The sequence below is a fragment of the Hypericibacter adhaerens genome (assembly GCF_008728835.1).
Lineage (GTDB): Bacteria > Pseudomonadota > Alphaproteobacteria > Dongiales > Dongiaceae > Hypericibacter > Hypericibacter adhaerens.
Genome location: NZ_CP042582.1, coordinates 3,741,734 through 3,761,764 on the forward strand (window position 1 = coordinate 3,741,734; position 20,031 = coordinate 3,761,764).

Annotated in this window: 19 protein-coding genes; 7 read left to right on the forward strand and 12 right to left on the reverse strand. The window is 66.9% G+C overall.

Annotated features, from left to right (window positions below; genetic code table 11):
- Positions 1–118: 118 nt before the first annotated feature.
- Positions 119–1,456: an LLM class flavin-dependent oxidoreductase gene (locus FRZ61_RS16580; RefSeq protein ID WP_225308846.1), complete on the forward strand. Its 1,338-nt coding sequence runs from the start codon at positions 119–121 to the stop codon at positions 1,454–1,456.
- A 94-nt stretch (positions 1,457–1,550) separates the two neighbouring features.
- Complete coding sequence (locus tag FRZ61_RS16585; RefSeq protein ID WP_151118779.1) at positions 1,551–2,264, forward strand: acid phosphatase; 714 nt, start codon at positions 1,551–1,553, stop codon at positions 2,262–2,264.
- A gap of 70 nt (positions 2,265–2,334) precedes the next feature.
- Here FRZ61_RS16585 and FRZ61_RS16590 read toward each other — a convergent pair whose 3' ends face one another.
- Complete coding sequence (locus FRZ61_RS16590; protein WP_151118780.1) at positions 2,335–3,426, reverse strand: redoxin domain-containing protein; 1,092 nt, start codon at positions 3,424–3,426, stop codon at positions 2,335–2,337.
- Positions 3,427–3,685: 259 nt separating this feature from the next.
- Between FRZ61_RS16590 and FRZ61_RS16595 the strand changes: the two genes are divergently transcribed.
- Positions 3,686–4,558: a YihY/virulence factor BrkB family protein gene (locus FRZ61_RS16595; RefSeq protein WP_191909063.1), complete on the forward strand. Its 873-nt coding sequence runs from the start codon at positions 3,686–3,688 to the stop codon at positions 4,556–4,558.
- A 9-nt stretch (positions 4,559–4,567) separates the two neighbouring features.
- Here the strand turns inward: FRZ61_RS16595 and FRZ61_RS16600 are convergent, their stop codons facing one another.
- From FRZ61_RS16600 to FRZ61_RS16625, 7 genes are all read right to left on the reverse strand, one after another.
- Positions 4,568–5,305, reverse strand: a complete 738-nt coding sequence (locus FRZ61_RS16600; protein WP_151118782.1) for an SDR family oxidoreductase — start codon at positions 5,303–5,305, stop codon at positions 4,568–4,570.
- A 236-nt stretch (positions 5,306–5,541) separates the two neighbouring features.
- Positions 5,542–6,384: an oxidoreductase gene (locus FRZ61_RS16605; RefSeq protein ID WP_151118783.1), complete on the reverse strand. Its 843-nt coding sequence runs from the start codon at positions 6,382–6,384 to the stop codon at positions 5,542–5,544.
- A gap of 268 nt (positions 6,385–6,652) precedes the next feature.
- On the reverse strand, positions 6,653–7,591 hold the full coding sequence (gene ppk2 / locus FRZ61_RS16610; RefSeq protein ID WP_151118784.1) for a polyphosphate kinase 2: 939 nt from the start codon (positions 7,589–7,591) through the stop codon (positions 6,653–6,655).
- Positions 7,592–7,895: 304 nt separating this feature from the next.
- Positions 7,896–8,312, reverse strand: coding sequence for a response regulator (locus FRZ61_RS16615; RefSeq protein ID WP_225308847.1), 417 nt, complete (start codon positions 8,310–8,312; stop codon positions 7,896–7,898).
- Positions 8,313–8,647: 335 nt separating this feature from the next.
- Positions 8,648–9,235 carry a 2'-5' RNA ligase family protein gene (locus FRZ61_RS16620; RefSeq protein WP_225308848.1) on the reverse strand — a complete coding sequence of 196 codons (588 nt, stop codon included), beginning with the start codon at positions 9,233–9,235 and terminating at the stop codon, positions 8,648–8,650.
- Between the two features lie 101 nt (positions 9,236–9,336).
- Positions 9,337–9,765 (reverse strand): hypothetical protein, encoded by a 429-nt coding sequence (locus FRZ61_RS26660; protein WP_225308849.1) that lies wholly within the window; start codon positions 9,763–9,765, stop codon positions 9,337–9,339.
- A 37-nt stretch (positions 9,766–9,802) separates the two neighbouring features.
- The gene (locus tag FRZ61_RS16625; RefSeq protein ID WP_151118787.1) at positions 9,803–11,140 is read right to left on the reverse strand and encodes a hypothetical protein; all 1,338 of its coding nucleotides are present in this window, start codon (positions 11,138–11,140) and stop codon (positions 9,803–9,805) included.
- A gap of 153 nt (positions 11,141–11,293) precedes the next feature.
- Between FRZ61_RS16625 and FRZ61_RS16630 the strand changes: the two genes are divergently transcribed.
- A complete protein-coding gene (locus FRZ61_RS16630; protein WP_151118788.1) occupies positions 11,294–11,965 on the forward strand; it encodes a methyltransferase family protein in 672 nt (223 codons plus the stop codon).
- A 54-nt stretch (positions 11,966–12,019) separates the two neighbouring features.
- Here the strand turns inward: FRZ61_RS16630 and FRZ61_RS16635 are convergent, their stop codons facing one another.
- Together FRZ61_RS16635 and FRZ61_RS16640 are read right to left on the reverse strand one after the other, a co-directional pair.
- Positions 12,020–12,964, reverse strand: coding sequence for an endonuclease NucS domain-containing protein (locus FRZ61_RS16635; RefSeq protein WP_225308850.1), 945 nt, complete (start codon positions 12,962–12,964; stop codon positions 12,020–12,022).
- 185 nt (positions 12,965–13,149) lie between these two features.
- Positions 13,150–13,791 (reverse strand): glutathione S-transferase family protein, encoded by a 642-nt coding sequence (locus FRZ61_RS16640; protein ID WP_191909064.1) that lies wholly within the window; start codon positions 13,789–13,791, stop codon positions 13,150–13,152.
- A 468-nt stretch (positions 13,792–14,259) separates the two neighbouring features.
- On the opposite strand from FRZ61_RS16640, the gene FRZ61_RS16645 reads away from it, so the two are divergent.
- Positions 14,260–15,405, forward strand: a complete 1,146-nt coding sequence (locus FRZ61_RS16645; protein ID WP_225308851.1) for a patatin-like phospholipase family protein — start codon at positions 14,260–14,262, stop codon at positions 15,403–15,405.
- 150 nt (positions 15,406–15,555) lie between these two features.
- Here the strand turns inward: FRZ61_RS16645 and FRZ61_RS16650 are convergent, their stop codons facing one another.
- Together FRZ61_RS16650 and FRZ61_RS16655 are read right to left on the reverse strand one after the other, a co-directional pair.
- A complete protein-coding gene (locus tag FRZ61_RS16650) occupies positions 15,556–16,128 on the reverse strand; it encodes a YbhB/YbcL family Raf kinase inhibitor-like protein (RefSeq protein WP_225308852.1) in 573 nt (190 codons plus the stop codon).
- A 33-nt stretch (positions 16,129–16,161) separates the two neighbouring features.
- A complete protein-coding gene (locus tag FRZ61_RS16655; RefSeq protein ID WP_151118790.1) occupies positions 16,162–16,737 on the reverse strand; it encodes a YbhB/YbcL family Raf kinase inhibitor-like protein in 576 nt (191 codons plus the stop codon).
- Positions 16,738–16,902: 165 nt separating this feature from the next.
- Here FRZ61_RS16655 and FRZ61_RS16660 point away from each other — a divergent pair, with 165 nt between their 5' ends.
- A complete protein-coding gene (locus tag FRZ61_RS16660; protein ID WP_151118791.1) occupies positions 16,903–18,030 on the forward strand; it encodes an NAD(P)/FAD-dependent oxidoreductase in 1,128 nt (375 codons plus the stop codon).
- Between the two features lie 213 nt (positions 18,031–18,243).
- Entirely contained in the window at positions 18,244–19,830 is a 1,587-nt protein-coding gene (locus tag FRZ61_RS16665; RefSeq protein WP_225308853.1) for an ABC transporter substrate-binding protein, read from the forward strand.
- The last annotated feature ends 201 nt before the right edge of the window (positions 19,831–20,031 follow it).

Sequence of the window (20,031 nt, forward strand, 5' to 3'; positions counted from 1 at the left end):
ACTGTCACCCGTTCGGGCCCATTGGCGGCCTCTCCCGTTCCGGGATAGATAGGATTCCGCCTTCCGGTTGCGTGGCACCCCTTCGACCACGCGAATCCTCCGATGGGACTGGCCGACAATGCCCGATCGTCGCAACGACAAGATGAAGCTGGGTGCCTTCTTCCACCCGACCGGGAATCACATCGCCGCCTGGCTGCACTCCGGCTCGCAGATCGATGCCGGCACCAATTTCGAGCATTACGCGGCGCTGGCGCAGACGGCCGAGGCCGCCAAGTTCGACCTCATGTTCCTTGCCGACGCCGTCGCGACGCGCAACGGCCGCCTGAACGCGCTCAAGCGCTGGCCCCAATACATGGCCTATTTCGATCCGATGGTGCTGCTCTCCGGCATCGCGGCGAGGACCAGCCGCCTAGGGCTGGTTGCGACCGCCGCCACCAGCTACAACGAGCCCTACCACGTCGCGCGCCGCTACGCCTCGCTCGATCATCTGAGCCATGGCCGCGCCGGCTGGAACGCCGTGACCTCCTCGAACCATTCGGAAAGCCGGAACTTCGGCCGCGAGGAGCATCTCTCCCACCGCGAGAAATACGAGCGGGCGCTGGAGTTCCTCGAGGTCGTCAAGGGGCTCTGGGACAGCTGGGAGGACGATGCCTTCCGGCGCGATCGGACGACCGCGGAATATTTCGATCCCGCCAAGCTTCATCCGCTGAACCACAAAGGTGCACACTTCTCCGTGGCCGGCCCTCTCAACGTGGCACGGCCGCCGCAAGGCCATCCCATCATCGCCCAGGCCGGCGGCTCCGACGATTTCATCGACATGGCCGGCCGTCACGCCGATCTCATCTTCACCGCGCAGTTCGACCTGGAATCGGCCCAGGCGCTTTACGGGAAGCTGGCGGCCGCCGTGAAGAAGCACGGCCGGCCGGCGGGTTCGCTCAAGGTGATGCCCGGCCTCAACGCCATCGTCGGCCGGACCGAGAAGGAAGCACAGGAGAAGCACGAGCATCTCTCCTCCCTCATCCATCCCGACGTCGGACGGGAGGTGCTCTCCAACGATCTGGGCAATGTCGATCTCTCGGGCGTGCCGCTCGACGCACCGATCCCGGAAGAGATCGTCGAGGAGCAGCTCCGCTTCTGGCTGCGCTTCATGAAGGAAGCCACGGGCAAGGAAAACCCGACGTTGCGCGAAACCTACCGGCATTACGGCAGCGCCCGCGGCCAGCGCCCCCTGGTCGGAACGGCGAGCCAGATCGCGGACGAGATGGAGCGCTGGTTCCAGGGTCGCGGCGCCGACGGTTTCCTGATCCATCCGGCAACGCTGCCGGACGGGCTCGAGGATATCTGCGGGCTCCTGATCCCCGAGCTGCAGAACCGCGGTCTCTTCCGGACCGAGTACGAGGGCGAGACCCTGCGCGAGAATCTCGGCTTGCCCCGGCCGAAGAACCGGTATGCCTGACGTACCGCTCTCGCGAGTGCCCGCACCGGGCGTCACATCCGCGCAATCGAACGCCTGATATAGAGGCCCCCTGCACTCGATCAGGGGATGTGTCATGGTACGCAAGCTTGCCTTCCTGCTGCTGGTGGCCTTCGTTCAGGTCGGGACCGCGACGGCCCCGGCCTGGAGCGACGACGCCAAGCCTTTCGTCACCGCACATGAACTGGATTTAACGAAATTCCTGCCGCCGCCGGCCGCGCTCGATACGCCGGAGATGAAAAACGAGCTGGCCGAGATCCTGACCTTGCAGGTGACCCGTACGCCCGAGATGGTGGCGCGCGCCCAGGCCGATGCCGAGGAGAATGTCTGGCGCTTCGCGGACGTGCTGGGCCCCAGGTTCGTCAAGGAGACCTTGCCGAAGACGGACGCGTTCTTCGCGCGCATCGCCGAGACCGAGGGCGCCGTGGTCGATCCGGCGAAGGATTTCTGGAAGCGGCCGCGGCCGCATCTCTATAGCGACCTGGTCAAGCCGGTGGTCCCGCTCTCCAAGTCGGGCGCCTATCCTTCGGGCCATGCGACGCTGGGCACGCTGATGGCGATCATGCTGTCGAACATGGTGCCGGAGAAGCGGGCCGAGCTGATGGCCCGGGGCTGGGACTATGCCAACAACCGCGTCGTCGGCGGCATCCATTTCCGCAGCGACGTCGTCGCCGGGCGGATCGCCGGCAACCTGATCGCCGAGGCGGTCATGAACCAGCCCGATTTCGCCGCCGAGTTCGACGCCGCGCGGGCCGAGCTCCGCGCCGCGCTCGGCCTGCCGCAGAGCTGACGGGGCACAAGACGTCCGCGGGTTCCCCTTCCCGTTGGCAGAAGAACCCGCGGCCTGCTCGGGCGACCGATCACGTCCCATACATGTGGACGCCCAGGATGAAGCGGGCGCCGCGGGTCACGGGCATCACCTCATGCAGGAGCAGCGCCGACCAGATCACGGCGGTGCCGCGCTCGACCTCGTAATAATGGTCGGCATACTCGCGGAAGCGGAGCGCGCCGCCCTCATACTCGCCGGCATTGAGATTGATGGTCATGGTGAAGCGACGGTGCGAGGTCTCCTTGGTCGCGTTGTCGCGGTGCGGACGAAGCACGCCGCCCGTCGCGGAATCGTAGCGGGCGATGCGATAATCCTCGCGCTGGCTCACCTTCGTCTGAAAGACCTTGCGCATCTCGCGCGAGACCCGGCGATTGAAACATTGATCGAGGAAAGCCTGCACGGCCGGATCGCGCACCACATACTCGGTGAGCTGGCCGTAGCTGCCGGCATGCTCGACCTTGAAATCGCCCCGCTCCCGGTCATGGCCTTCGCTGCGGAACCCGTCCGACTGCCATGAGGCGACGGGCTTGTGAAACAGCTCGATCAGCCGGGCGCAATGTTCTTCCTCCAGCACGCGCGGCAGCAGCAGGACAGGCGCTTGCATGCTCACGCGCAGGCCCCGCGGCGGAAAGCTGGCGCGCAGACAGGCGAGTGCCGCCGCGGCGAGGGGCGCAGGATCCGCGGGCGCCGTCACGTCGGCGCGCAGCACGCGCGCGACCCGGTGATCGGGATCGAGGATGATCACGAGCGGCGCCTCCGTGGCACCGTAGGTGCGGAAAATGCCCCCGCCGCTGTCGCTCAGCAGGGTGAAGGGCAGATGCAAGGCGGCATGCCAGGCCTGGTTCGCCGCCACGGCCTGCCGGCTGATCGCGAAGATGATCGTCTCGAGCGCCGCGAACTCGGCCGCGTGGTCGCGAAAGCCGGCCAGCAGGGCCGCCTCGCCGCCTGCCGGGCAGAAGAGCAGCAGGAGCGGCCGGCCGGTGATCTGGTCGGCATTGCTGAAGGCCGGTTCGCCCGCCTGATCCAGCGCCGAGATGGCGGGGGCCGGATCGCCCGCCTCGAACGGCAGGAGGCCCGGTCGCGAGGCCGGCGCCCTGCCCGACGATCTGGTGGCATCTTCCATGAGATACCCCTCGCCGCATCGTCATCGACGGCATTCGAGCCGGAGGGCCCGGTCCACACCCCGATACCGGCATGCGCGAACGCCGCACCGAGGCGGTCCTCCTCGAAGCTTGGTTAAGAATAGGTTCCCAGCTTCCCCTGCAACGGAGATTGCTACCAAAACTCCCCAGGTGCAAGGAAGAGCCCCACCGGGGATCCGCCCGGCAGACAGGCGCTCTGGGGCAAGGGAACCGGCGGGAGAGGCTGGCCGTTGTCCCGGCATGGCCGAGCCCTCCCGTCTCAATTCCGCCACGCCCCTTCTCCGCCGGATCTGGCGCATCCTGAGGGCGGCCACATCCGGCTGGCTCGATGACCGCTGCCCTTCGATGGGCGCGGCCATCGCCTACTATGCCGCCTTCTCGCTCGTGCCCCTGCTCATCATCGTCATCGCGATCGCGGGTCTCTTCTTCGGGCGCGAGGCGGCGCAGGGCGCGATCCTCGCCGAGCTGGGCGGGCTGATCGGACAGGAGACGGCCAAGGCCCTGCAGTCGCTGATCCTGGGCTTCCGGGGAACGGAGTCGGGATTCCTGGCCGCGATCATCGGTATCCTGGCCCTGATTTACGCCGCGACAGGCGCGGTGGGGGAAATCCAATCGGCGCTCAACATCATCTGGAAGGCGCCGCCGCTCGAGGAGGGCGCCGTTGTCGCCGTCATCCGCCGGCGGCTTCTGAGCCTGGCGTTGATCGCCGTGATGGGGTTCCTGCTGCTGACCTCGCTCGCCGTCAGCGCCGTCCTCAACGCCTGGAATGCCTGGCTCACCCAGGTCTTTCCGATGCTCCACATCCTGCTGTGGGTCCTGAATCCCGTCATGTCGCTCGGGGTCACGACGGTCCTCTTCGCCATGATCTTCAAGATCCTGCCCGACACGCCCATCGCCTCGCGCGATGTGTGGGTCGGGGCGACCGTCACCGCTCTGCTCTTCTCCATCGGCAAGTTCGCCATCGGCGCCTATATCGGCACCAGCCGCATGGCCGCGAGCTACGGCGCCGCTGCCGCCTTCATCGTGGTGCTGCTCTGGGTCAACTACACCGCGCAGATCCTGCTCTTCGGCGCCGAGATCGCGCGCGCCCAGGCAAAACGGCCGGAGCGCTGACGCCCGCCGTCACAGCGTGCTCATGCCCCCATCGATGGTGAGCTCGCTGCCGACCGTGAAGGCCGCTTCGTCCGATGCGAGAAAAACCACGGCCTTCGCGATCTCCGAGGGATCGCCGCGGCGCCCGGCCGGGATCTGCGCGATCAGCCCTTTGACGGCGGCATCATCCATGCCGATCTTGCCATGAAGCGGCGTCGCGATCGGCCCCGGGCTCACCGCATTGACGCGGATGCCGCGCCCGATGAGCTCGCCCGACAGCGTGCGGATGAAGGAGCTGAGCGCGGCCTTGGTCGCGGCATAGATGCTCGACATCGGCATGCCGATATGGGCGTTGATCGAGGTGTTGAGCACGATCGCGGCCGGGTTGGCGAAGAGCGGCAGCAGCGCCTGGATCAGGAAATAGGGCCCTTTCACGTTGATCGCGAAGGAGCGGTCGAAGGCGGTCTCGTCCCAGGCCTCGACCGGCCGGAACTCGCCGATCCCGGCATTGACGAAGAGGATGTCGAGCCCGCCGAAGGACTGGCGAAGCTCCTCGGCGACCCGCTTCTGGGCCGCGACATCGCCGGCATCGGCCTTGATGATCGGCACGTCCGGACCGAGCGCGGCCGACGCGGCCTCGAGGGTCTTGGGATTGCTGCCCGTGACCGAGACACGGGCCCCTTCGGCCAGGAACTGCCTGGCGGTCTCCAGCCCGATGCCGCTGGTGCCGCCGGTGATGAGCGCGCGTTTTCCCTTCAGACGGTTCATGGACGTTCTCCCTCCGCTGACGGATTCCGCCGCGTGCCGGCGAACCGTCGGCAGCACGGTGATCGGTTTCCCGCCGCAGGACAAGCCGCGGCGATCGGAAAGGATGGCCGGATCTTGCCTCCCGATCGGACAGCCGGGCCGCGCGGACCCAAGCCGGCTCCTTTCGCAGCCGCCTCCTATGGGCCGCGGGGGAAAAGGGACAACCTGTCGGCCCCTCCGACACGCCTGAAGGTGGCTCAGCCGAAGCTGGTCGAGAGCGTCAGCTTTTCCCAGGCCGCGATCTCGCCCTGAAGATAATCGAGCTTCTCGCGGATCAGCTTGAGCGCATCCGGACCCAGCGGCAGATGGGCTGGCGGATTGTCCGACTTGACGAGCGTCAGGATCGCCTGCGCCGCCTTGGCCGGATCGCCGATCTGCCTGCCGCTGACCTCGCGCCGGTGGCTGCGCAACGGCTCGAACACGGCGTCATAGTCCGCGATCTTGCGCTCGGCGCGCACCATCGAGCGGCCGGCCCAGTCGGTACGGAACTGGCCGGGCTCGACCGCCGTCACACGGATGCCGAGGTCCTTGACCTCCTTGCCGAGCGATTCCGACAGGCCTTCGAGCGCGAACTTGCTGCCGTTATAGAAGCCGATGCCGGGGAAGGTGATGAGGCCGCCCATCGAGGTGATGTTGACGATATGGCCCGAGCGGCGCCGGCGCATGGAGGGCAGCACCGCCTGGATCATCGCGACCGGCGCGAACACATTGACCTCGAACTGGCGGCGCAGGTCGGCGAGGCTCGATTCCTCGAGGATGCCCTCGTGCCCGTAGCCGGCATTGTTCACCAGCACGTCGATGGGCCCGAGCGTCGCCTCGACCGCGGCGACGGCCGGGGCGATGGCGTCATTGTCGGTGACGTCGAGCCGGAGGCCGAGGGAACGGCCGGGCACCAGGCTGTCGAAGGCGGCGCGCGCCGCCTCGTCGCGCAGCGTGCCGGCGACGCGATGGCCTGCCGCCAGGGCGGCCTCGGCGAGCGCGCGGCCGAGGCCGCTGCTGACGCCGGTGATGAGGAAGGTCAGGGGAGCTTGTGCGGACATGAGGGAGGGTCTCGGGAATGCGGGAGCGGTGACGTCAGGAAGGGAGATGGGCTCTAGATAGGAAGGCCGCGCGCTGTCGGCAACGGATCATGTCCGCGGCCGATTCCCTGAACCGGTGCGCCGTTCGCGCCCGTTTCCTTCTATCCTCGCCGGACCTGATCCGGCGATCCAGGGCCGGCAGGACAGGCTTGCGGGAGCAAGCCCGGCAATGACAGGAACGGGTGGTGGCGAAAGAAAGGGCCGCCCGCTGCCCGTCCGCGCCTGCGCCTCAGTAAACGGCCGGGACGTACATCTCCTTGGGCACGGGCCCCCGGAGATAGTCCGGGTTGCGCACGCGGGCCGGGAGCGTGATCGGCGCGTGGGCAACGTCCTGGTAGGGGATCCGGCTCAGCAGGTGATGGATGCAGTTGAGCCGCGCCCGCTTCTTGTCCACCGCCTCGACCACCCACCAGGGCGCCTCGTCGCTGTGGGTGCGCTCCAGCATCGCCTCCTTGGCCTTGGTGTATTGCTCCCAGCGCCTCCGGGATTCGAGATCCATGGGCGAGAGCTTCCACTGCTTCATCGGATCCTGGATGCGCATCTGGAACCGCAGATGCTGCTCCTCGTCGGTGATCGAGAACCAGTATTTGATCAGGACGATGCCGGAGCGGATCAGCATCTTCTCGAACTCCGGTACGGAGCGGAAGAACTCCTCGACATCGGCGTCCGAGCAGAAGCCCATGACGCGCTCGACGCCGGCGCGGTTGTACCAGCTCCGGTCGAAGAGGACGATCTCCCCGCCCGCCGGCAGATGCGAGACATAGCGTTGGAAATACCATTGCGTGCGCTCGCGCTCGGAGGGCGCGGGCAGCGCCGCCACGCGGCAGACGCGCGGGTTGAGCCGCTGGGTGATGCGCTTGATGACGCCGCCCTTGCCGGCCGCGTCGCGGCCCTCGAACAGCACCACGACCTTGAGCTTCTGGTTCTGCACCCAGTCCTGGAGCCTCACCAGCTCGCTCTGCAGCCGGAACAGCTCCTTGAAGTAGAAGTGGCGATCCATCCCCGGTCCGGCCTCGCCGTCCGTGCCCGGCTTCTCGACGCCCTCGAGCAGCCGTTCCAGCCGGCTGTCGTCGAGCTCCATCTCCAGCTCCTCGTCGAAGCTGTCGTCGAGATCGGCCTGGAGCTGCCGCTTCAGATCCTCGCCGTTCTTCGTCGCGTCATGGTTCATGACCGCCTCTCCCTTCCGCCCGATCGATCGCAAGCACCGAGGTCGGCCGGAACGCGTCCCGGCCGCCGTCAGGCCCAGAGCGCCATCATGGCGAGGTCAGATGGTGGATTGATGACAGCGGAACCGCCCCTTTCTTGTCATCGCCGGGCCCCGGGGTCCGGCCGCAGGCCGTCCCGAGGGCCCCGGCGATCCAGGGCGACCGCTTGCTCTTGCGGCCCTGGATGCCCGGATCAAGCATGTCCTCGGGCCGACCTTCGGTCGGACCCGGGGATCGGGGCATGACAACGGAGGGAGGACGACGCGCTCAGGAGAGCTTCAGGCCGATCAGCTTCTCGATCTTCTGGCGGAGCGCCGGGGAGGAGATCGGCTTGTGCGCGATGTCGGCGGCGCCCACCTGGCGCACCACGTCGAGCAGCAGCGGGTTGTGCTCGGCCGTGAGGATCAGGACCGGGATATGGCGCTGGCGCAGCACCTCGTCATGGCGCAGGCGGTTGAGGAACTCGAGCCCGTCCATGCCCTCCATCACCAGGTCGCAGATGATGAAGTCGATCCAGGGCGTGTCCGGGCTCTTGAGCAGGTCGAGCGCCTGCTGCCCGTCCTGGGCCTCGAGCGTCTGGCGGATGTTGATATAGCCCAGGAGCTGCCGGATGATCCGACGCATCGAGCGCTGGTCATCGACGATGAGGGTGGTGAGCGCTTCTGCGTCGTGATCAGCCTGCATGTCGTGAGGCTCAGAAGCGGGGCCGGTGAGGCGGGGCGGCCGGATGACGAGGGACATGATCAATCCCCAAAAATGATACGTCTCTACATGAGACAGCTCGATTTTTAGGAATGTTCCCGCGAGATTCAACTGAATCTTGTTGAGACGAAATTGGCTCGAATTTTAGCGAAGCGCGAGCGCCGGACACGGAGCGCGAAAGAGCGCGGCCAGGCGGGCGGTTGCGGCTTGCGGCAGAACCGGTTCGCGCCGCCGCCTTAGCCTTACGTTCTAGGCGCTCCATCGAACGATAGTGCGATCAATCATCGCCCTGCGGTGCGGCGGGGTGGGCGATCGAATCAGGAAACCTCACGCAACGGCCAGCGCCCGAGCGGGACGTGCTGCGTCTGCCTCAGAAGGCTGTGCACCAGGACGAACTCGCGCACGGTCCAGCTCACCGGCTCGATCGGCTGCTCGGCGACGAGGCGGCCGTCATAGAGAAGCGTGACATGCGGCGTGAACTGCGTCTTCACGAACCGCGCCAGCCCCGCCCGCTTCAGCGCGTCGCCGAGCGCCTGCTGGAAGTCCACGAGACCGGCGACGCCCTCGCCGCCGAGCATGACGAGCGGCCGGTTCTGGGACCTCGTATCGAAACTGCCGACGCGATCGAACGTCACCGGAAACGCGTCGGCGGACACGGCCGCGGCCGCCGCCTGGGCCGCCTCGAGGATATGGCCGGGGACGCCGTCATAATCGCCGAGATGAAACAGCGTGCTGTGCAGGCGCCCGGGCGCGACCGGCGCGCCCTTCAACCCGAGCTCGCCGCGCAGGCGCTGCGCGAGCTGCGTGGCCTGCACGGCGGCCTCCGGCGTCAGGAAGGTGCCGAGGAAGAAGCGGTCGGTCGGCCGCTTGGCCGGCGCGCCGAAAAGATCGGATTGGTTCGACAAGGCTGTTTCAGGCTCCGGCTCGGCGCCGCGCCCGAGGGGCGGCGGCGCGAATCCGGCGTGATCTACCAGATCGGCCGGGTCGCGTCGAATCGGCCGGCCCGTCACGAGCCTTCGCGCACCAGCCAGGCATCCGTGGTCTGCGCCTCGCCGCTGGGGCTGTAGGTCCAGTTGCACTTCAACCGTGCCGCGTCGGGGGCGGGGCAGGCGATGCGATGGGTGGGCGTGTCGGGCGGACAGGCCGAATAATCGACCGCGACGGCGAAGCCGCTGCCGTCCTTCTCCACCGCGACCTTGCCGCATTCGGAGACCAGGCTGCCGAAGATCGAGCTTTCCCGGACGCGGCCCGCGCTCTCGCTGTCGAAGCAGATCACCTCGTCGGCCATGTCGCCGGGCTGATCGCCCGCCGTGAGCCAGAACACCTGCCAGCAGGAGCCGGCAAGGTCGGCGGCCCGGGCCGGGCCCGCGAAGCCGCCGGCGAAGGCCAGCACCGTCGCCAGCAGGATGGCCGTCATCATCGTGAGCGATCGCATGATCCCCTCTTCCGCATGGCTTGCTGTGTCGAATGAATCAATCGTGGGTCAGCCAGATCGGCAGCCGGGCGCCCCAGGCGCCCCAGCCCTCATTGAAATTCTGCCGGCGCTCCTCGAGCTGTTGCGTGGAATTGTTGAGGACGCTGTTCTGCAGCACGAAGGCCTCGAACTCCGCCGGCACATTGTCGGCGTTGGTCGGCGTCGGGACCAGGCCGCGCCGCTCGACGCAATGCGAGAGATAACCCGCGATGTAATCGATGGCCAGCGTGTCCTCCCATGACGAGCCCTGGGGGCCGTAGCGCCGCGCCTCGAGCGACAGGACATGCTCGCCCATGCCGCCGCCGAGGGCGAAGGCCTGCTGGCGCGGCGGCAGGTTCCTGAGCGCGCCGACATCGTAGGAGACCGTGCGGGTTCGCGGGTCGTAGCCGACGAGGCCGCGGCCGGGGCCCGTCTTCGGGCTCTGGTAATAACCGAGCCCGCCCTTGACGCGCAGGCAGTCGTCCATCGCGGCCAGGATCTTGCGGATGTCGGCCGCGAACTTGCCGGAGGGATCGGGATTGGGTTCCTCGCGATAGATCGACTTGCTGCCATCGGGCGGCGTGTTGCTCGCGGTCGTGGTGCCGCCGCCCCCGCTGCCGCCGCCACCCGAATTGTTGCGCGTGCCGCCGCTCCCGCCGCCGGTGCCGCTGCCGCCATTGCCGGTGCTGGCGGTGTTGTAGCTGTCGCCGCCACCGCCCGAGCCGCCCCCGGACCCGACGCCCTTGCAATAGGTCTGGTTCCACCAGGCCTGCTGCTGCGCCGTCCAGGCGGGATCGGCCGGGCAGCCATAGCTGTCGTCGCCTTCGTCGCTCTGCGTGTAGAACCGGTCGGCGGCCACGGCCGGATCCTGCTGGGCCTCGACCAGCGCCTTCTTGTTGATCCAGCAGAGCGCCGTCTCGTTGATGGCGCAGCGATCGGCGGCGCAGCGCAGCAGGATCTCGGGATGGCGCTGATAAAGCGGGTCGCCGAGCGACTTCAGCGAGATGCGCACCGGCGGGCCGCCATAGACGCGATCATAGGCCGAGGTGTCCTCGCAGGGCCCGCCATCCTCGCCGCCGGGCAGGTCGCCGGTCGAGAAGGAGTCGCCGCCCCCGGACCCGCCGCCGCTGCCAGCTCCGCCGGAATCCTCGCCCTGCGTCTGGATCTCGTCCTGATAGACGCCGCCATTGTTCTGCGCCCGGGCCCCGGGCACGAGCCCGAGCGCCAGGCCGAGGCCGAGCGCCAGGGCGAGAACGACACCGGACCCGAACCTGTGAGCCCACGCACCGGTTTTGGCCGAGCCGCGCGCGTCCGCCGCCCGCCGCCCCACGTCGCGGCCCTGATGGTTCCGCTGCAAACCCGCCCCCTTCGAGCCGGCCTCCGCTGCGCCCCGGAGGAATTTCATCCTGAAACGGCCGCGCTGTCCAGCCGGCGTCCGGGGCCGAGGCGCGATGGTTTCATGACAGCCATCTCACGAACGATGCCGCGGGAACGGCGCTAGGATGGCCCCATGAAACCCGCCCCTCCGCCGACCGCCGCCCTGCCCGCCGGCGCGGACGAGCGCGCCGCCCGCGAACGGCTCCGCGGCCTGCAGCGACGGCGCAAGCTCGTCATCCTCTTCGCGAGCCTCGCCGTCGCCCTGCTGATCCCGTTCCTGCGCTCGCTGGGCGACTGGAACGGCAGCCTGCACGAGACGGTCGAGGCCGTGGGCTTAGCCGCGATCGTGCTCTGCATCCTGGGCCGCGCCTGGTGTGCGCTCTATATCGGCGGGCGCAAGGCGAACCGGCTCGTGACCGAGGGGCCCTATTCCCTCAGCCGCAACCCGCTCTATCTCTTCTCATTCCTGGGCGCGGCCGGCATCGGCGCCCAGACCGGCAGCCTCGCGATCGCCGCGCTCTTCGCCGTCGGCGCCATCGCCATCTTCCGCCCCGCGATCCAGCGCGAGGAAGCCGCCCTGCAGACGATCTTCGGCCAGGCCTACGAGGACTATCGCCGCCGCACCCCGCGCTTCGGCCCCCGCCTCGCAGCCTGGCACGACGCCACGCGGCTCGAGATCCACCCGCAAGCGCTCTACCGCACCATCGCCGACGGGCTGGTGTTCGCGGCGCTGGTGCCGCTGTTCGAGCTGGTCGACTGGGCGCAGGCGGCGGGGTATTTGGGGGTGGTGCTTAGATTGCCGTGAGACAAAAGGAAAAGAAGTAACCGCCGGCCGTTCCGATTTGCCGCGACGGTCATCTCAGCCTTTGAACAATTTGAAACTGACTTGGTACCGATAGAAGTCGATATTGTTGGCAGCCCGTAAGGCGCGCCGCAGGCGCAAATCATCTTCCAGCGCAATGATGCAGCCGCGCACGGTCTGATCCGGCTCGGCCAACTCATCCAGCACGTAACCCATATAACGTTGTATCTGACCGACCACGGCATCGCTGGCCCGGCCTTTTTTCAGCTCAACTACTAGAAGCTCTTTCTTGTCCTTGCGAAGCGCTAGAATGTCGATGGGCCCTGTGTCGGTCGGATACTGCTGCCCGGCCGCCTCGCCGTCCTCCCGGAATATGTCGTAGTTCTTGCCAAGCTCGGTTGAAACCCAGTTTTCGACGAGGAAGTCTTCAAGGTGCGACTCAAGCGCAAAAATCGAGGGGTCTTCGACCAGTTCATCGGTTGCGATCAGCTTGGGTGATGCATTGCCGGCGAGAAAGCCTTCAATCTCCTGAGCGTGCTTGGTGATATCGCTAACGGTGCCAATCGCACCGGTGGAATTACGCAGCGCCTCGCTCATCTCAGAGCGAGCAATGGCCTTCGGAAACCATTCCACATGGCGGCGATGCGGGAGCTTCTCGCCCGGAGTATAGAAGTAGTCGCTGACGACAGTGCCCGCCCAATACGATCCCTTGCCGTCGGGGCAAAGGACGATGTCGCCCTGCTGGATCCCTTTGCAGATCGTATGAAGCATGCCGCAAGCAAGGCCAGCCGCAACCTTGGACTTGCCGGGGTTGTTGTTGAGATACACTGGGATAAACTTGGCGTTGAACTCTCGCCAGTTCTCAGTCAGTTCACTTGTCAAATCATGAGCAATGCCCCAGCCGCCACCGAACCATTTTTCCTCGTGACATTGCTGCGCAGCCGAACTCTTCGCGCCAAGCATGATGCGATAGTAGGATCGGCTTGCGCTCATATTGGCCATACCTTCTCGGCAAGCAAATCCTGCATAGTATCCTGCTTGGTCTGAAGAACCTTGGCGGGTTTTCCAGCAGGCATTTCCCCAATAAATGGTAATCAAGACAGATAAGAAACGCGAGCTGGTCCTGAAATTCCCCTATTTTTAGTGGATTGCTGAGACGGCTTTCAAGCTATCAAGCCTGATTGACTCTACCCCTTCCAATGCGGCGGGGTCGTCTTCTCGTAGTAGGGCAGCTTTTCGATCGCACCCTTCCAGGCGCGCAGCTTCGGCGGCAGGCGGTCGTCAGGGAGGCCCTGGCCGGGCTTGCGGTCCTCGATGCGCTTCAGCATGCGGACGAACGGGAACATGGTGAAGTCGGCGATCGAGAGCTCGCCGGCGAGGTAGGGGCCGACGAAGGCAGCCTCGAAGGGCGCCAGGGCGTCGAGCATCTTCTGGTGCGCGTCGGCCAGTTCCTCCTTCGTGGCGGGCTTGTCGCCGTAGAGCACGAGCTCGGCGAGCGCGTTGCTCGCCTCCTTCACATAGTCGTTGATCTCGGTCGCGAGCCGGCGGACGGTCGCGCGCGCCCTGGTCTCCTTCGGCAGCAGCGGCTTCTGCGGATATTTCTCCTCGAGATATTCGAGGATCACGCCCGACTCCCAGAGCGCGAAGCCGTCGTCGACGATGGTCGGCACGAGGCCGCGCGGGTTGATGGCGCGGAAGGCGGGCGCCTTGGTGTCGCCCTTGTCGAAGGAGAGGAGCTTGAGGTCGTAAGCGATGCCCTTGTGCTCGAGGGCGAGCCAGACCTTCCAGGCAAAGGGGGAGCCGGAGCCGTAATAGAATGTGAGCGCCATGGGGACCTCATGAGTGCTTCCACCTTCGCCAAGGCTTCGGTGGACAGGTGGGGTTAAGCCGGTCATCGGGCACCGTCGCTCCTTCCCCAAGCCCCTCGTTTGGCGTGATCGCTACGCTCTGCTCCCTGGCTTCGGGAGAGTTCTTCGATCAGGGCAAGGGGCAGGCCTGAGACGCTGGCTGCCCAAAGAATCGGCAATTCGGCCAGGAGCTTATACGGGTCGCGAAAGGCTGGCGACCCGGCCGGCAACAGGGTTATGCTGAATTGCTGCGCTGCGGCAGCAATCCGCCATTTACCTCATCTTCGGTTCTTCCCCCGCATCATGTCCCCTTGGAAATCCGGCCGGTTTGGCCCTCGCCCCCTCGACGAGAGCCGCCTTCGCAGGCGCGAAGCCGGGGTCCGGGCGACCCGAATCATGACAGTCTGGCGATAAGCCCCACCGATCCCCGAGACCCGATACCCCCCGACCATGACCAGCACCATGCCCTCGCCCAAACGTTCCCCGTCGCCGGCCCTGCCGAGCAACGCACCCCTGCCCCGCCTCCAGCCCGCGCGCCGGCCCGGCGTGAAGCATATCTCGCTGGCGCTCCAGGGCGGCGGCTCGCACGGCGCCTTCACCTGGGGCGTGATGCACCGGCTCATGAGCGAGCCGCGGCTCTATATCGACGGGATCAGCGGCACCAGCGCCGGCGCCATGAACGCCGTGGTCTTCACCGACGGCTTCATCAAGAGCCGCCGCCAGGGCGCCATCAACGCGCTCGCCCATTTCTGGGACCGCGTCGCCGACCTCTACCACCTGCCGCGCAGCGCGGCTCTGGCGATGCCGAGCCTCGGCCTGCCCTTCGGCCTCGGCGCCTTCGGCGGTCCTGCCAACGGCAATGGCTGGCAGGTCGACCGCGATCCGGCCTTCATGGCGGTCGATTTCCTCACCCGCATCTTCGCGCCGACCCAGTTCAACCCGCTCAACATCAACCCGCTGCGCGAGGTGCTGGAGGACGTGGTCGATTTCGAGGGCTTGCGCGCCCATCCGCAGATCAAGCTCTTCGTCACGGCCTCCAACGTGCGCACCTGCAAGTCGCGCGTCTTCCGCACGCCGGAGATCACCGTCGACACCCTGATGGCGTCGGCCTGCCTGCCGCTCATGTTCAAGGCGGTCGAGATCGAGGGCGAGCATTACTGGGACGGCGGCTATCTCGGCAATCCCGCGATCTATCCCTTGATCCATGAATGCGCCAGCCGCGACGTGGTGATCGTGCAGATCAACCCGATGAACCGGCCCGACGTGCCCGTGACGGCGCGAGACATCCTCAACCGCATCAACGAGATGACCTTCAACGCCAGCCTGGTGCGCGAGATGTTCGGCGTCGCCACCATCACCTCGCTGGTCGAGAACGGTTCGCTCCAGAACGAGCATTACGCTGCAGTGCGCTTCCACCAGATCGGCGCCGAGGCCGAGCTGGCGAAGCTGGGCGCACTCAGCAAGCTCAACACCGAGCGCGCCTTCCTCGAGCATCTGCACCAGCTGGGCTACGACACCGCCGACAAGTGGGTCGAAGAGAACATCGACCGCATCGGCTGGGAGAGCACGATCGACCTGGCGGAGAAGTTCGCGTAGGCGAACGGGTGCCTCGCCCACCGCTGCCCTTCCCGTTCGTCATTCTCGCGAAAGCGGGACTCCATGTGGATCCAACACGCCAAGCTTAGAGCCGGATCCCCGCATTCGCGGGGATGACGTGAGCCGGACTGTCGCTACGCGCCTCCCCCCTCATCGTCCATAGATCGCGGTGAAGCTCGCCTGGTCGAGCTTGTTGGCCTCGACGAAGATCCCGACCATCGCCGGCGTGGCGTTCGCGTCGACGGGGAGCTTGGGGGTCCTGAGCGCGGTGAGGACGAAGCGGTAGCGATGCGCCGTGCGCGCGGGCGGGCAAGGGCCGCCATAGCCCGGAACGCCGAAATCGGTGCGGGTCTCGATCGCGCCGATCGAGGCGATGCCGGCCCCGCTCGCGCCCGCCGGCAGGCTCTCGACCGACGCGGGGATGTTGACGACGACCCAATGGAACCAGCCGAGGCCGTTGGGCGCGTCCAGATCGAAGATCGTGAGCACGAAGCTCTGCGTGCCCGGGGGCGCGCCGGACCAGACCAGCTCCGGCGAGCGGTTCTCGCCGGCACAACCGTAGCCATAGGCCTTGCTCGAGAGCTGCGCCGGCTGGATCTGCCCATTGACGATGTCGTGGCTGTTGAGCCTGAAGGACTGCGCCGCGGCGGGCATGAGCGGCAGCGCGACGATGCCGACCAGCGTCAGGACCAGGATCGCGAACCGCCTCCCGAACCACCGCACGGCGCGAGCCTTTCCCCTCAGCCCGAAACGGGCTCACCGCTCATAGGTCGCGGCGAAGCTGACGGCGGCGATCTTGCTGCCGGCGATCGCGGCCGCCGCCATGGCCGGGGTGGCGGTCTTGTCGAGCGGCAGCTTCGCCACGGAGAGCGCGGTCAGGGTGACGACATAGTGATGGGTCTGGCCCGGCGGCGGGCAGGGCCCGCCATAGCCCGCCTGCCCGAAATCGTTGAGCGTCTGGAGCGCGCCCACGGCCGCAACCGCACCCGAGCCCGCGGCGCCGCGCGGCAGCGAGTTCACCCGGTAGGGGATGTTGACCACGACCCAATGGGTCCAGCCTTTGCCGTTGTTCGCATCCTGGTCGAACAGGGTGAGGGCGAAGCTCTGGGTCCCCTGCGGCATGCCCTCCCAGTTGATGTGGGGCGAGAGATTGCCGCCCTGGCAGCCGAGGCCGAAGGCGGCGCTCAGCACCTGATCCGGTTGGAACTGGCCGTCCTTGATGTCGTGGCTGTACACCCTGAAGTCCGCGGCCTGAAGCGATGAGGTCGCGGCGAGGCCGGCACCCAGCAGTAGAAACGCCGCGAGCGCAGACCGGATTGTCCTGGCGATCATAGGTCCTGATTCCCCTTCCCGGATCGGGCCGCCGCCAGTCTGCCACGGCTTTTCGCGGGTTGCGACATTCTCGCAAGCCCGACGCCGGTTGCGGTCCCGTGCCGGAACCGCTAGGCCATGAGCCCTGACAGCGTCAGGAACCGTTCGGAGCGGGGTGGCTTTCCCATGGCTGACTTCGATTTCATCGTCATCGGCGCCGGCATGGCGGGCGCTTCCGCGTCCTGCGAGCTGGCCGCCCAGGGCCGCCTGCTGATGCTGGAGCAGGAGGACCAGCCGGGCTACCACACCACCGGCCGCTCCGCGGCGCTCTATGCCGAGACCTATGGCAATGCCACGGTGCGGGGCCTTACCACCGGCGGCAAGCCGTTCTACCTCGATCCGCCGGCCGGCTTCGCGGCCCATCCCTTGCTCCTGCCCCGCGGCGTCGTCTTCATCGGCCGCGCCGACCAGCGCCGCTCGCTCGACGCCTTCCTCGCCGAGGTCTCGGGCCTGCGCAGCAACATCCGGCGCATCGCCCCGGCCGAGGTCGAGGGCCGCGTGCCGGTGTTCCGGCCGGGCTATGTCGCCGATGCCGTGCTCGATCCCGATGCGATGGATATCGACGTCCATGGGCTGCATCAGGGCTATCTCAAGGGCATGAGGGCGCGCGGCGGCCAGCTCCTGACGGACGCGCGCGTGACGGGACTGGCGCGGCAGGATGGGCGCTGGCGGGTCGAGAGCAAGGCCGGCTCGTTCTCGGGCCGCGTGATCGTCAACGCCGCCGGCGCCTGGGCCGACGAGATCGGCAGCCTCGCCGGGGCGGCGCCCATCGGGCTGGTGCCCAAGCGGCGCACCGCCATCCAGTTCCGGCCGCCCGCCGGCATGGACGTCATGCGCTGGCCCACCATCATCGATGCGGACGAGCAGTTTTATTTCCGCCCGGATGCCGGGAAGCTCATGGCCTCGCCCGCCGACGAGACGCCGATGCCGCCCTGCGACGTGCAGCCCGAGGATCTCGACATCGCGATCCTGGTCGATCGTCTGGAGCAGGCCGTCACGATGCCGATCCCGCGGATCGAGCATCGCTGGGCGGGCTTGCGCTCCTTCGTCGCCGACAAGACGCCGGTGGTCGGCTATGACGAACGGGTCGCCGATTTCTTCTGGCTGGCGGGCCAGGGCGGCTATGGAATCCAGACCGCGCCCGGCATCGCCAAGCTGGTCGCGGCGCTGGCACAGCGTAAACCGGTGCCGCAGGAGCTGGCCGATCTCGGCGTGACCGAAGCGGCGCTCTCGCCCGCTCGCCTCCGCCGATAGGAGGAGGCGCGTGCCGCCAACCGGCGTCGCGCCTTGACGCTCCCGGCACCCCGCCGGATACTGCCGACCGCGCCTGCCACGATTTTGCAATTCAACCGACAAAGATCATCCGCAGGCGATCGGGGACCGTTCCGCCGCGTCTTGATCAGCGCTCGATCCCGACAGCGCGGAAAAAGAACGGCGTCGCCTCATTGAGCACACAGGGAGAAACCCATGAAATTTGACGTGAAGGGCATGCTGCTTGGAAAAGCCATGCTGCTTGGGGCCGCCGCGCTGCTGGCCATCGCCACGGCCGGCAGCCTGCCGGCCGCCGCTGCCGGCGACCCGACGACGCTCGTCGTCGGCAAGGCCGGCGACGTGGACACCATGGATCCGGCCGTGACCGTGACCAACAACAGCTGGACCGTGACCTATCCGGCCTATGAGCGGCTGGTGAAGTTCAAGGTCGAGAACGGCAAGGGCAGCACCGAGGTCGAGGGCGACGTCGCGAAGTCCTGGACCGTCTCGGACGACGGGCTGCAATGGACCTTCACGCTCAATGACGGCCACAAGTTCGCCGACGGCACGCCGGTCGATGCCGCCGCCGTCAAATACAGCTTCGACCGCCTGTTCAAGGTCGCCAAGGGCCCGTCCGAGACGGTCGGCCCCGTGACCGAGGTCCAGGTGGTGGATCCCCACACCGTCAAGTTCATCCTGAAGGAGCCGTTCGGTCCCTTCCTCGCCGGCCTCGCCACCAACGGCGCCTGCATCGTGAGCCCCGCCGCCCAGCAGCATGAGAAGGACGGCGATCTCGGCCAAGCCTATCTCGCCGAGCACACGCTGGGCTCCGGTCCCTACCAGGTGACGAGCTGGGAGAAGGACCAGCAGGTGGTGATGGAGGTCAATCCGCACTATGCGGGTCCCGCGCCCTCCTTCAAGAAGGTCGTGGTCAAGATCATCAAGGAAGCCTCCGCGCGGCGCCTGCAGCTCGAGAAGGGCGATATCGACATCGCCGAGGACCTGCCGGTCGACCAGTTCGACGCGCTGAAGAAGGCCGAAGGCGTCACGGTCGTCGACGAACCGAGCTTCCAGGTGACCTATCTCTATCTCAACAACACCCGTAAGCCGCTCGACGATGTCCGCGTGCGCCAGGCGATCTCCTACGCCGTGGACTATAAGGGCATCATCGACGGCATCCTGCTCGGCAACGGCGTCCAGATGCGCGGGCCCGTGCCCGAAGGCCTCTGGGGCCATGACGATGCGAGCTTCCAGTTCACCACCGATGCGGCCAAGGCCAAGCAGCTTCTGGCCGATGCCGGCGTGAAGGGCCTGAAGCTCGGCTATCTCTATTCGAAGAAGGACCCGAACTGGGAATCCATCGGCCTCATCCTGCAGCAGAACCTGGCCCCGCTCGGCATCACGGTCGAGATGCAGGAGTTCGCCTATCCCACGATGCGCGAGAAGCTGAACAGCAGCGATTTCGACATCGCGGCCGGCAACTGGACGCCGGACTATGGCGACCCCTACATGTTCATGAACTACTGGTACGATTCCAGCCTGCACGGCCTGCCCGGCAACCGCGCCTTCTACACCAACGCGAAGGTCGACGATCTGATCCGCAAGGCCGCGACCGCCGCGAATGTCGAGGAGCGGAAGAAGATCTATGCCGAGGCGCAGAAGATCGTGATCGAGGAGGCGCCCTATGTCCTCCTGTTCCAGGCGAACTACCAGGTCGCCATCCGTTCGGACGTCAAGGGCTTCATCTATAACCCGATGACGCTCCAGATGTTCAACTTCGAGACCATGTCGCGGGCGCAATGAGCGCCTGAGGAGACCCCGGGGGCGGGTGCGGCCGAAAGGTTGCGTCCGCCCTCTGTGTTTCCGGGTACCCATTGTCATTCTTCTCCATCGCCGGCAACGCCCCCTATCGTCATCCCCGCAAAAGCGGGGATCCAACGCGAAGCTCGGCGCGCTGGATCAGGATGGATCCCCGCTTTCGCGGGGATGACGTGGGAGTGAAGC